Consider the following 12,724-nt stretch of genomic DNA (forward strand, 5'->3'; position numbering starts at 1 on the left):
AGTGCCCGAAAGGGCCGCGAGCGACCACGCTTCGAGACAGCAAACTCATAGGCAAGACTCTGGGCATTGCGCTGGCCAATACTCGGCCGCTTGGCATGGCGGACGGCATCAGGTGAAGCCAGAATAATCCTGATTGTGGTGCTGATCTGGCCCCGCAGCGGCGCGCTCCGTTCGGGTTTCCACTCAAGGGCTCGCAACAACAGTCTGCGGGACGCACATGCGCGAGAGACGATGACCAATTGCGTGCGCAAGGCCGTGCTTCCCAATTGCATCGCAAATTGCATCAAACAGTGCCCCTGGATGCCGCAGCCAACGAAAGCGTAGCTCGTTATAGGACACGTGTAGCTGTGACGAGCATCTGAACGCAATAGTTGAGTATTTCAATCTACTGCCGCCACTTGGTATCCTTTTCTTAAGACGAGCTCTTGTTCGATTCATTTGAATGCATTGGCCACATGGTCAAGTTGCGCGAACTCCGCTGATGCTGTGAACTTCGTTTTTTCGGACCTTGCTTCGAAGCGTAACGGCAGGATCGATGCACAAACTTCTGGTGACGCTGGCGAATAGTTGCAAGCGTGGGCAGTATGGATCCGACGGCAACATCAAATAATGCGATCGAATGCACTTCTTTTTGCGATGTATTGCGTGAGAACTGGCAGCACTATCGGACCCTCGTGGCTCGCGATGCGTTCCGTATCTTTCTTCGGTCCTGCGCACCGCGGTGTCTGACGTGGCCACGTTTTTGCCCGCCCAGAGGTGGCGACATGCTCCGCGCAGGCCAGAGAGCGCGTGACGCCCACAGCCCAGTGCGCTGATCACCCATGAAAACCCAGCGTGACGCCGCGCTGCTAGGCCCACAGGTCAAGTCAAAATCGCGCGACACGACCTCGCTGCCCCGGACGCGGATCGTCGCCAAGAATCCCACTTCCTTCCAGGCGGTTTCCGGGATCGCCACGACGTTGCTGCCGCGGAAGGTGAACCGGGGCTGCAAGGCCGGCGAGAAGCAATACCATCCGGGCAACTTCTTCTCAGTTGGTGCCATCGGCCTGCGCATCGAGGGCTCGCCAAATACGTCCAGATGCTGGTCGTCATAGAAAGTCAGCACCAACTCATTCGGCGCGGCGTGCCCGGCATCTGGGTCTAACGCCGGCTCTTTCATGTAAGCTCACGCGGCGAGTTCGCTATCTTTTGCGAAACTTGAAACAATAGACCGGTTATAGCCAGTGGTTTGATGGCCCACCGAATGGCTGCTTTAGCGCATGAAAGCTCGTGCGCTTTTGGCCTGGAATGTGCGGCGGATCCGCGTGGATCTCGGTATTCAGCAGGAGCAATTGGCTTACGATGCGGACATTGACCGCTCATACATGGGCGCTGTTGAGAGGCAAGATGCGAATCCAACAATCGATCTGCTCGATCGGATCGCTAAATCGTGGCGTCCATTTATCTGAGTTCTTTATACAACCGCCCAAAGGAGCAACGTCCCATAAGACATTGCGCAAAGGTCGCAAGCCGGCTCGTCCACGTCACAAGAAGAAATAGCGCTCTGCTCGCGTGAGTTCGCTAAAACATTGTAATTTGCTGGACAGGAATTTCGAAAGCTGCGGAAGCCCAAAGGCTTCACGCAGGAGAGATTCGCATAGGCCTTCGGCAACAATACTTCAGCGGGTTGGAGTGTCGACGCAATCCCACTGTGTGAATCTGTTCGCGCCTTTCTTCCGCTTGAATCAAGATTGATTGCCTCTTATGATGTTGGCTCACCTTTTGAAATTAGTTATCGGCCAAAGTGTGTGCGTTCCGTGGAATTGCCGCCGGTGGGCACGTACCTAAGGAATGGGCAACGCGCATGATGCGGTTGATTCCGCTGAGGGCCGCGGCATCCGCGGGCGAAGAACCACCGCCATCCGAACCAATTGGCCAAGAACCGGCCGAGACATTCGTCGTGGCTCGGAGCGAGCCGCTCGAGCATTTAGTCAAGAAAACGGATAACGATCAGAAATCGTGACACGAACCTGGCTCTTGGTCGGTTCTGGGCGCGCCACCAGTGTTGGCTAGCTTGTCGTATTCATCGGCGACTTTCAGGAGCCTGTCCCTGGGTTGGCCGGGGCCGAACGAATCCGCTTTGATTCGCGTTTGCTTGCGCACGAGCTCGCGAGAGTTGTGGATCGTAGATTGGTCTGTATGGCGTCATGTAGATGAGGATGCATTTCCAAGATCGAGGAAGTGCGACGGCTGACTTCCGTATCATTACGTAGGCTGCGATCCGTAAGGACCAGAGACCCAGTCCTCCTGAATGCTGAGTACGCGGCAACGGACGAGCCCAGCCTTCCCGGATTACTTGGCGCGCGTCTTTATCGAAACGTCGGTGAGGGCGAGTGCGAGCTCCGCGATGCTGCGCCGGTGATAACCGTGGATCGATAGCCTCCTACTTGAGGGTGCGCCAGAACGGACTTTTCACAGGTTCGGTGATCATCGCGGTGGGTCACGGCGAGAGAAACGTTGAGCGCGCCTCGTCGGCCGGGAAACTGCCGCGAGCATTATAATTTTTGAAAAGCGAGCGGTGCAGTGCCTCGGCCTTCTTTAGGGGCCCATGCTCGGCCAGAACGCCGCTCGAGAGCCAAGAGCTTTCATCGCACCGTGAGTTCCCAAATAATCCGCACGTGCCCCTCTGGAATCGAGGGGCGGAAAATATGCATATTCCTGACGCGCAGCTTACTCCTATTAATCAAATTCAGGACGCGCCCGACATCTCCCTGATCAGAGAAGAGCACATACATCACGCCCTTGTCATTTAGGCGGCGCCGCGCACCTTTGAGAGCCGAGGCCATGACATTGTGGTCTTCATCGAAGCAAGAGCGCTCCAGGTCGTCTTTCGCTTTACGATTCCAATAGGGGGCGGCAAAGAGAATGATGTCAAATTTTTCTCCGGAATGCAGCCCAGAATAGGTGTCGCTATAGCGCGCCTCGGCTTTGTCCGAGTAACCTAACCTCTCGATGTTTATCTTCGTCGTGAGGACGGCTTGCGGATTTATGTCGAGTGCCACTAGACAGCCTGCGCCGGCACGGAGCGCTGCAAGCCCTAGTACGCCTGATCCGCATCCCAGATCGAGTACTGTCGCGCCAGGTTCGATGTGCCACTTCGACATCAATGCGTCGGGACCGTGACTTAGGCGTGGTGACAAAACACCAGGCAGGACGTGCAGGGGCAGGCCGCTTACTTCCACGTCATGTGGGCGCTCGCATAATCGCAGTTCGGCTAGCATTGCATCTACGTCAGTCGTTTGGCGCCTTACAGATACGCCTAGCGGGGCATTCATCTAACTCTCCATCTTGTGGTGAAAACAACATCGCGAGACGCCGGGGACCAGCAGGCCGGTCTGGACGAACTGCTTCAGCGTCCGGCAAGCGGTGAGCTGGGAAGCCGGATAGCCGGCCTCATATCGCTCTCCATCAACCGACTGCCAACGATAGCGCGGCTGTTCCCGCGCCTGCTCTCTCGGAAATGGGTACACGGCTTTAGAGAACATCTGTCTACACGTCTGAATGCACAGCTTCACTCGGTGTTGCTGCCCCTCAATAGCAACGGCCGTGCCAGGAACGCTAAGCGCAGCAAGCGCCTATGATTAGGCTCTGCGGCATGCTGGCATTCGCTCGCGAGCACCGTGATATGCCTGTATCAGGCGGTAGCCGTGCCGAGGACCATACATAAAATCGTCCTCCTGCCGCACCATTCGCAGCCCGAAGCACCCTCCCGGCGCAACGTAGGCGACATCCGGCAGACAGCGACCCGCTGTCATATCTCGCTCATTCTTAGCGGGAAAGGTGCCGTTGGACCGGGGATCGCTCACTTCTGTGTTTTCGTCCACAGCATGCCATGGCACCATACATGCTCAACGCCTCCCCACTGGCAGGCCGTTGCGACATTCGGGAAGAAACCGCGTCCATGGTTGTTCGCACTCGTGTTGCAAAGCAGTGGAATACCCGTAAGTTTCTCATATTCGACGAGAAGCTTGGCGACTTTGTGCTGGGACGATCTGGGAATGGTTTGCAATCGCGCAGTTCCGTCCAGATGTACAACGGCGGGGACTTTGTCCCGCCATTCTGCTCGTGTCTGATGATCAAAGAGCATGTAAGGGTCCGGCGTTCCAGGGCTGAAAATCTCCGGGGCACGATCTTCCAAGCATATCGGAGCGACCGGCCGGAAGTGTTCGCGAAGTTTGATATCGTTGAGATGATCCTTCATTCGCGCCGTCGTCGCGGCTGCGAGAATGCTTCTACTACCCAGTGCCCGAGGCCCAAGCTCGGCGCGGTCGGCAAAGAAAATCACCGGCTTGTTGCTGGCGAGAATGGTCGCGAGTTCACTCATGCTACACGGCGCGGCATCCCATTCGGTCGGCACATCGCTCGGCTGCAGGGCTGGACCGCTATAGACTGACCATTGTAGCGGCACGAAGCCTTTGTCGGCCGCCACTGCCGAGCAAGCGGCACCGATTGCCGATCCGCTGTCATTCGGAAAGGGCGGCACCCAGACAGCATCGAACAGGCCGCTGGCGCGTAGCGCACTGTTCCATTTTATGTTGAGAGCGCAGCCGCCTGTTATACACAAGTTGCGCGCCGGAAAACGTGAGTGGCGCTGCAAAGCACGCGCCATTTCGCGAACGAGCAGACGCTCATGGAAACAATGAAACGATGCAAGCACATCTTCGGGAGCCTTGGACTTCAACCGCTGCGCGCTGGCATCGACGTAATCATGCACAGCTTCAAGCGCAGACTCCGGACTGTCAGGACGGGCGAGCTCTGCATTGGTCCCAAAGTGCTCCTCGTAAAGCTCCTGAAAGTCCGTGACGATGTTTTCATCAACAGAGCCTAGTGCGATATAGGCCATCAACTTGCCGGCAACACCGAGGTCCCAATTGGTGCGCGTCGCCTGCTTATACGGTCCGAAGTGATAACCTGCGGCCGCATAGGCGTGCCCAATCATTGGGAACAGGCATTCGATGAACTGGGCGCCGCGGAGTTCTACATAATAAAGACGTGGAAAGGTGCCGCCGTCCCACACCAGACAGAACGCGGGTTGTCCTGCTTTCGCAAAGGGACTCGTGCAGTATGCGGCGGCCACATGGCCAGTGACGTGTGGATAGCTCCTGTAAGGAAAGGATTTGCCGCCCAGTAGCAGGCCAGTGCCGTCGCGCGACGTTAGCAGGCCATCGGCATGACTTTCAATATACGGCGCACCTTTGAGAGTGATTGGCGTAGCCCCACTGAGGACCTGGAATTCCGACTCCCCCTCTCCCCACCAGCCGTCGAGGACGAACTGATCAACATCCGACACATCCAGCCCCTGCTCCGCTAAGGCGACGACAACTGCATCGAGATTGTCAATGCTTTGATATCGCGGATTGTTGTCCCGCTTCTCCTGCTCGACACAAAAAGCAAGTCGTCCGTCCTCGATGAGAGCGATTGATCCGTCATGCGTCAGCTTGATACCGCAGATGCGCATAGTGCCTCCATGTTAGCCCCAGACAATTCGATTAATTTGAAGACCGTCTTCGCTGCCGAAAGCAGCGAGCAAGCAGACGCACTCGAACGATCAACGCTTCGTCAGCGCTTCCCGGACCATCTCTGCATCAGCGGCATGACGCCAAGCGTTCGAGCGGTATCACACGCAGATCCGAGTACCAGATGCCCGCCTGGCGTGAGCGTGCGCATCTAGGTTGCGGATGCGCATTTCAGCCAGGTCATGACCTAAGACGAGACTTCCAAGACCATCAGGTCGCCCCGTCCCGATCGAGATCGGATTTCGGATCACGACTTATATTTTGCCCTCATTCTCAGTGGCACGACGTCATCTCGATGGCTGGTTGCAACTAAGGCGCCTCCCATTCCGCGTTCTCGCCCGTAGCCACAGCATGATTTGGGCCAGTGCAAACCAGAGGAATCTGGTCGCAATTTCTCGGCCGAATGTCTCGTGTGCAGACACCCTGGCAATTTACTTACATTCGGCACGTGTGGTTTCGGACAGAAGCAGGGACTACGAACACCGATTCAGTTTTCGAGCTTCCGAAAAATGCGGAAGCGTGCGGCCCCGAGGCCTTGAACGGCCTTGGCAAGGCCTGCCCTCAGCGCCGGCCCCTGCGTTGTGGCATAATCTCCTCCCAATCATCATTGGCGCGCGTCCTCGGATTGCGAAATCAACCACGTGAGGGGAATCGCCGTACCGTCGAGCGATGCGACTAGAAACTCCCGGAGCGCCTTACGCACCTCCGGATCCAGGTCCTTCGAAGGCGGAACGGCAGCTCGATCCAATTCGTCTTCAACCCCATAGGTTGCAGCAGCCTGCCCCGGGGTGGAGATGACGTAAATCGCGGTATGGATTTATCGCTCTTTCACTTGTTTTCATGCGATCGACAACGCATGTACGATCATCGTAAGGGCGTCGCCCGTTACCTCCGACCATGCCATTCGCCAGTGGTGCGGAACGACGAAGCTTCGAGGCTATAGAAATAACGCATGCGATACTCGTGGCTTCGCCCTTGGGTAGGACAATTAGAGCCCAGGATTCGATATGCGATCCGGCGGCGGCAGATCATGAACCGAGAATTCAAACGTGCATTGCCGTGAACCCACTCCGATCGCCGCGACCAAGGGAGTCATAAGCTTGAGTGAGAGCCCACCTCTTTTCCTACCGCTTCTTTGCGGAACACTCGCAACGGTCAGCTGGAGCATCGGCAACGTTCTGTCCAAGGCCGCGCTCTGCTGCATCGAACCGCTCTCGCTTCTGACAGCGCAGTTGGCTGTGAGTGCCGCAAGCCTAACCGTACTATCGATCTTCTCAGGTGCGCCGCCTCGCTTGAGCGATTGGCGTGCTGGCCTTGCCGGCATCCTGCAGCCGGCGCTTGCGTCTGGTCTATCGATCTTCGGACTATCGATGCTGCCGGCGTCGGTAGAGGCGATGCTGTTCGCAGTTGAACTGCCGATGGTCATACTTCTTGCGTGGTTGATCCTTGGTGAGATCCCTAATCGTGCTATCGTCTTTCTCTGTTTGTTGGCTTTTGCGGGGGTCGGCTTTTTGCAATGGACCTCTGAATCTGCTCCTTCCGCAACGCCGGGACTGGGAGTCGCTCTCGTACTCGCCGGCGTGCTATTCGCCTCACTCTACAGCATAGCGGTCCGTGTGATGTCGCAAAGTGTGGATGCGTTGCGCCTTACAACAACGAGCCAGATCGTCGCGTTTGCAGTGGTCGTATTTGCGTGGATTTGCGTTCGCCCATTGCCGACGCTCTCTGTGGTCATCGGCGATATTGTTCCGGTGGCCGGATCCGGATTGCTGCTCTTTTCGATCCCCTTCCTCCTCTACGGGATCGCGCTGCAGCGAATGAGCGCGACAGCCGCCGCTCTGTTGCTACCGCTCGTTCCCGTGCTTACATCCATTTTCGCATCTATCTTCCTTCGGGAAACTCTGACCGCAACACAATGGCTGGGGGCCGTTGCGGTTCTTGTCTCGGCCCTGGGAATGCCCCTGGCCTTGCGCTCCCAACCCCATGGCTCGGAAAGATCACCCCACTCTCCTGTCGGGAGAAAGCCTTGAAGAAGGAGCTGGGCAACGCGCGCGCTGTCAACTCCGGAACGGGCGGTCGAACGTGAGTTATTGCGAGCGCAGTCAATTGCGGCTCCTCGAGAGCCCGCCCTAAATCCTAGTAATGTGCGGGTCGAGCTTGGACGGCCATGCGAACCCTGGTCTTATAAGGCCGACGGCAGCCTCGGTGCGTGGCACGCGCCTCGCCGGCCGTCACCGTGCTGCGGACGGTTTCTTGGCGAACGTCGCTGCGGTTGCCGGCGCGGAGCTCGTGCAAGCGGGTTGCAGGCCGCGCACCTGTCCGGCACGACGACCGACGCAACTGCCAAGTTCCTCGTGGTTTGTGCGAGACTCGGCCTTCAGCCCGACCGGATGGAGCGAGCGATACTGATCCACGTAGGCGCCGCTTTACAGCCGCGTCAACTTGGCATGCGCCAGCGCGCGCTGATAGGGCGTCAACGGAGCATGATAGCGCTTGATTACTTTAGAGCATTTTCCTACCTGACAGAATCGGAAGTGATTCGCTTGCGGCAAATCGTGATTCACTCTGAGGGCTGGTGATGGAGGCCAGCCCCATCGCTAAACCGCTCTCGCCGGACCTTCGCTTCGCATAATTCGGCTGTGGGCAGCCATTGATCGTCCGGATCGGAACTTTCCGTCGGATGGTCGAATAGAATCCGGCACGGCGCCGCCGCCTACCGCCGCTCGCCGCGACCCTTTACGTCGACGAGCAAGGGGTCGATGGTTGCAGGGGTGATCGCGAAAACACGATCACGATCTGCCAGGCCAGGCTTCAATCGCCCATGTTGCTCAAGGGCCGGCAGCAAGATCGGAATCATCACGTTGAGCCGCTTGCCGCATACCCGGTCCAACGCCTCCCATAGCGCCGTCATCGCGTCCTTGATCGTCGCGCCACATCTACGTCTACGGTCTCGCGGTGCCTTGACCTGTCAGGCCCAACCGCCCCGTGTTGCCGGAGTGCGGGCCTGCGAGGGCCTCACCACCCTCCTCGATCAACGCACGCAGCTTCGCCGCGCAGCGGTACCTCGATTTTGAAATAGCTGACGAGCGGCACCTCTCGTGCAAGACGAACAAGAATCGGCACCGTCAGCGTCACGCCGCTGAGCGGTGCGTCCTGGACCATGATCGCAATAGGGGCTGCTTCTAATCAAATCTTCTCAGCCTCGATGAGTCCATCAAGAACGTTCAATGATTCGAACAGATAGTAGGATCCGAAGATCGTCTCTGCATTGTTGGCCGAGTCCTGAGCGCGTGCATCGCGACGTTTATTGAAACAGGCGCCGACCAACATTCCCGGCGGGCGGGAATCGTCCGGATTTGTTGGCGTCAGATAGGTCTCGATCAGGGCCTTTGCCGTCCGTTCGCCTGCCTCACGATATCTGACGCGCAGTGCCGCCGTCGGCGCGAGCCGCGCCAGCTTTAGCAGCGCCGAGCACGTGATTGCAGTTGCCGCCGTGTCCGTCTCCGTGTTGGGAACGTCAGGATCATCAAAGTCCCAGAACGCGACCATGCTCGCTGGCACGTGCGAAAGCCACCAGTCCGCTCCCGCCATCAACTGCTCCATCCAGCGCGTCTCATGAGGATGGTGAGCAAGCGCGATCGCCGCATAGACGAGCCCCCAAGCTTGCGCCCTGCCCCAGACACTCGTGTCGCTGAATCCCTTGTGGGTGAAATGGCGGACTATCTTGCCGGTGGACGGATTTAGCTCACTCGACTGAACGATTGAGCCATCGGAGCGCATATGAATGTCGAGCACGCGCGTGGTATGGCGCGCCGCAATGCCAGCGTATGAGGAATCGCCTGTCCTTGCGGCGGCCCAATACAGAAGCGGGACTGCTTGCAGAGAGTCGATGCTGCTGAACGAATTGCCAACATCTTCTGCTTCCTCCGCATCGCGGCCTAGCGGAATGAGGCCAAGCCGGCAATCGAATTGCGTCTTGAGAGAGGTGGCGGCATCCAGTGCCAGGAGAGCTGCGTCCTTGTCTTGACACAGGACGTCGCCAAGAGCGACCCCATAGTAGAACCCAAAGCCCTTGAACGCCGTTTGCAGCTGCGCGCGCGGCTTCAAGCGGCTGCTCCAGAACCGAGCTGCATCGAGGTATTTCGCCTCGCCAGATCGCCGCGCGAGCAGCCACAACATACCCGGCCATGCGCCACCGGTCCAATCGCCGTCCGGCGTTGTCGTCCATTTACCGGTCGAGCTGTCTGCCCAATGCGGAAACTCTATTTTCATCGCGGCAATCGTCTGATCGACTCGTGCTTGCATCAGGTCTATTGCGCGTGCCCAGCGCGACTTGCTCATATCCGATACTCCTTTGCCACTTGCCGAAATCCCAGGGCATCGTTCCCGGTGCTAACCGTCCAATGTCCGACCGATTTCGCTTCGGCCGAGCCGATGGCTTAAGCGGGTCAGGAGCACGCAGCTGCCTTCTCCAGCTATCGCTCCTGATCACGAGCAAACGCCCAACGGCTATCCGCCTCAGCCCGATCGTCACGCGCATGACCAGTGTGTACATGCGCTCTAGCATGCCTGCCGTGATGCGCGTTGGGAGCGTCATCAAGCGGCGCGCGAGGACGTAAAGGCGCCGATCGCCCCCTTCCTGGAAAGGTCTTCAAGTTGGTGGTCGTCGTAGCCGAGCTCTTTGAGGATTTCCTCGGTCTGAGCCCCAAGTTTCTGAGGCGGCAGTCGGACTTCGGGCAGCTTGCCATCATAGCGCACGGGATGGCTGACGAGCGTGATCGGCGCGCCCGTCGCCCCGCGGACGACCTGGAAGTTCTTGTTGTGCACGACCTGCGGATCGGTCACGACATCTGCATAGTCATTGACCGCGGCGTGCCAAATTCCGTGGGCCTCGAACAATGCGATGCATTCGGCCGTCGTGCGCTTTGCGACATTTGCGGCGATCGCAGCGGATGCCTCGTCGCGTCGGCGATACGCCTCCTTGTCTGGAACGCGCTGATCGGCCGGAACGTCGAGCGCCTCCGACACTGTGCTGAGAGACCCAAGAGAAATCGCCATATGACCGTCACGCGTCGGATAAATGCCGTAAGGCGCACCGTAGTACCAACCGGAGATCGGTCCCGGCTGACGGACATCGTCAGGCCGCTCGCCGTTGAGGTAACAAGTAAAGGATTCCATCTGCAGATCGAGTGCAGCAGACAACAGGCTGACATCAACCCGGCACCCCTGTCCGGTGCGCGTTTTCCTCACAAGCGCGGCCAGAATGCCAGCCGCAAACAGCGCAGCACCATGGTGGTCGACCGCTGAAACACCGACGGCCCTTGGACCCTGCTCGCGGCTTCCAGTAATCGTGGCCAGCCCCGATATTGCCTGCACCAGTAGATCCTGACCGGGACGGTAGACGTAGGGCCCATCGGGACCGTAGCCTGAGGCCGCAGCATAGATAATTTGCGGATTGATCTTCTTGGCGTCCTCGTAGCCGAGGCCAAGCTTGTCGAGAACGCCGGGGCGGAAGTTTTCAGTCATGACATCCGAGGTCGCGATCAACTTCCTGGCAATCTCAATGGCTTCAGGTTTCTTCAGGTCGAGCGTGAGACTTCGCTTGTTGCGGTTCCCGGTGAGCAGCAACATGGATTGCCCATCGACCCGCTTGTCTGCTCCGCCCCATTTCCTCTGAAAGGCGCCATCGGGTGGCTCGACGGCAATGACGTCCGCCCCGAGATCGGCGAGAAACTGCGCAGCCACGGGGCCCATCAGGAAGTGATTGAAGCTCAGGACGCGAACGCCCTTCAAAAGATCGACCATGGTCTCGCTTTCAGTTTTCTTGGATCAGAGGTGTTCTATTTGGCTCGGCCTCTGAAATCGATTTCAGAAATAAGCGTCGTGATGTGCAGAGTCAAGCAAAATGGGCGGCCTGCCAACTCAGCGCCTGCCCATGTACCAGAGTTCCACTGGATAAGACGGATCGGGCGTATACAGAGCTTGAGAACGCTGGCTGTCCAATGTTCTAACGTGGATCGGACTCATGCCATTGACTGAGCGACCAGACCGGATGGATAAAAAACCAACAATCGAGCCCAAAGGACGCCAGCAACCGCGCGTGAAGATCGAAGATGTCGCGCGAAAGGCCAATGTGTCCCCGGCGACCGTGTCGCGCGTCCTCAATCATCCCGAAATCGTGAGACCGGAGCTGCGGGACAAGGTGATGCGGCACATCACCGACCTGTCCTACACGCGAGACAGCGCGGCGAGAGCCTTGAAGTCGGGACGCATGCGCACCATTGGAGTCATCGTTCCGACGCTGGCGCTCGGCATCTTTGCCGAAGGAGTTGAGGCGCTGCAGAACCGCCTCAGCGAAAGCGGCTATACGCTCTTCATCGCGAATTCCCAATATGATCAGCGCCGCGAACTTCAGGAACTGCAGAGCCTCATCGAGCGCGGCATCGATGGAATTGTACTGGTCGGAGGCTCCCATGGACGTGAACTGAGGGCTCTGATTGAACAAGCCGGTGTGCCTGTGATCACGACCTATGTTTCGAAGGCAGCCGGCGGCATTCCCGCGATCGGAATCGATAACGAAAGAGCCACGCGCGAGATGACCGAGTATCTGTTGCGGCTTGGACACGTCCGTTTCGGCGCGATCGCCAATGTTGTTGCTGCGTCCAACGACCGGTCCCGCGCGAGGCTCGAGGGCATTCAGCGCGCTCTTTCGGACGCCGGCCTCCCGCTCAGGCCCACCCAGATCATTAAGGCCGACTATTCGCTTGCCCAGGGTCGCAGCGCTCTTCGTCAGCTCCTCACCGACCACCCCGACACGACGGCGGTGATCTGCACCACCGACACCCTTGCCATCGGTGCAATGGCAGAGGCCCGCAAAATTGGGGTCGCCGTGCCGGCTACGCTTTCCATCACAGGATTTGACGATGTGGAGCTGGCGGCGCAGATGGACCCGCCGCTCACAACAGTCAGTGTTCCGGCAGCTGAAATTGGCCGAGGAGCCGCCGATTATCTCATCAATGCGATCGCTGGAAGCCCACTTCCCAGGAGTGTCCTGTTGCCCTATCGACTGGTCATGCGGTCATCGACCGGGCCGCCGAGATCTAGCGAACGCCCACCGCGTCGCAGGCGCAGCCCGGGCTGAAGCTGCCGCGGCCGACGCGCTGTCACTG

At 58.4% G+C, this 12,724-nt stretch carries 8 protein-coding genes and 2 pseudogenes; 4 read left to right on the forward strand and 6 right to left on the reverse strand.

All coding sequences use genetic code 11. The features are described from left to right. The first annotated feature begins 821 nt into the window (after positions 1-821). Positions 822-1,094 carry a hypothetical protein gene (locus IVA78_RS02875; protein ID WP_247464180.1) on the forward strand — a complete coding sequence of 91 codons (273 nt, stop codon included), beginning with the start codon at positions 822-824 and terminating at the stop codon, positions 1,092-1,094. A 165-nt stretch (positions 1,095-1,259) separates the two neighbouring features. Then, positions 1,260-1,539, forward strand: a pseudogene (locus IVA78_RS02880) (helix-turn-helix transcriptional regulator). Between the two features lie 1,085 nt (positions 1,540-2,624). On the opposite strand, the gene IVA78_RS02885 reads toward IVA78_RS02880, so the two are convergent. Both IVA78_RS02885 and nodU read right to left on the reverse strand, forming a co-directional pair. Further along, positions 2,625-3,314, reverse strand: coding sequence for a methyltransferase (locus IVA78_RS02885; protein ID WP_247276116.1), 690 nt, complete (start codon positions 3,312-3,314; stop codon positions 2,625-2,627). Between the two features lie 527 nt (positions 3,315-3,841). Continuing rightward, positions 3,842-5,497 (reverse strand): nodulation protein NodU, encoded by a 1,656-nt coding sequence (gene nodU / locus IVA78_RS02890; RefSeq protein WP_247464183.1) that lies wholly within the window; start codon positions 5,495-5,497, stop codon positions 3,842-3,844. 1,158 nt (positions 5,498-6,655) lie between these two features. Here nodU and IVA78_RS02895 point away from each other — a divergent pair. Further along, a complete protein-coding gene (locus IVA78_RS02895) occupies positions 6,656-7,585 on the forward strand; it encodes a DMT family transporter (protein ID WP_247449392.1) in 930 nt (309 codons plus the stop codon). 683 nt (positions 7,586-8,268) lie between these two features. On the opposite strand, the gene IVA78_RS02900 is transcribed toward IVA78_RS02895, so the two are convergent. The 4 genes and pseudogenes from IVA78_RS02900 to IVA78_RS02915 form a co-directional block, all read right to left on the reverse strand. Then, positions 8,269-8,466, reverse strand: coding sequence for a hypothetical protein (locus IVA78_RS02900; protein ID WP_247464187.1), 198 nt, complete (start codon positions 8,464-8,466; stop codon positions 8,269-8,271). 88 nt (positions 8,467-8,554) lie between these two features. After that, positions 8,555-8,738: pseudogene (locus tag IVA78_RS02905) on the reverse strand (dihydrodipicolinate synthase family protein); the annotation flags it as partial. 3 nt (positions 8,739-8,741) lie between these two features. Next, complete coding sequence (locus IVA78_RS02910) at positions 8,742-9,896, reverse strand: glycoside hydrolase family 88 protein (RefSeq protein ID WP_247464190.1); 1,155 nt, start codon at positions 9,894-9,896, stop codon at positions 8,742-8,744. Between the two features lie 255 nt (positions 9,897-10,151). Next, positions 10,152-11,348, reverse strand: a complete 1,197-nt coding sequence (locus IVA78_RS02915) for a CoA transferase (RefSeq protein ID WP_346275282.1) — start codon at positions 11,346-11,348, stop codon at positions 10,152-10,154. Positions 11,349-11,580: 232 nt separating this feature from the next. On the opposite strand from IVA78_RS02915, the gene IVA78_RS02920 reads away from it, so the two are divergent. After that, positions 11,581-12,696 carry a LacI family DNA-binding transcriptional regulator gene (locus IVA78_RS02920; RefSeq protein ID WP_247276121.1) on the forward strand — a complete coding sequence of 372 codons (1,116 nt, stop codon included), beginning with the start codon at positions 11,581-11,583 and terminating at the stop codon, positions 12,694-12,696. Positions 12,697-12,724: the final 28 nt, after the last annotated feature.

The sequence above is a fragment of the Bradyrhizobium sp. 137 genome (genome assembly GCF_023074095.1).
In the GTDB taxonomy this organism is placed as follows: Bacteria; Pseudomonadota; Alphaproteobacteria; order Rhizobiales; family Xanthobacteraceae; genus Bradyrhizobium.

Coding starts and splice junctions, on each gene's coding strand:
- IVA78_RS02875 (WP_247464180.1), top strand. CDS start 822: ATGAAAACCCAGCGTGACGCCGCGCTGCTAGGCCCACAGGTCAAGTCA.
- IVA78_RS02885 (WP_247276116.1), bottom strand. CDS start 3,314: ATGAATGCCCCGCTAGGCGTATCTGTAAGGCGCCAAACGACTGACGTA.
- nodU (WP_247464183.1), bottom strand. CDS start 5,497: ATGCGCATCTGCGGTATCAAGCTGACGCATGACGGATCAATCGCTCTC.
- IVA78_RS02900 (WP_247464187.1), bottom strand. CDS start 8,466: ATGACGGCGCTATGGGAGGCGTTGGACCGGGTATGCGGCAAGCGGCTC.
- IVA78_RS02910 (WP_247464190.1), bottom strand. CDS start 9,896: ATGAGCAAGTCGCGCTGGGCACGCGCAATAGACCTGATGCAAGCACGA.
- IVA78_RS02920 (WP_247276121.1), top strand. CDS start 11,581: ATGCCATTGACTGAGCGACCAGACCGGATGGATAAAAAACCAACAATC.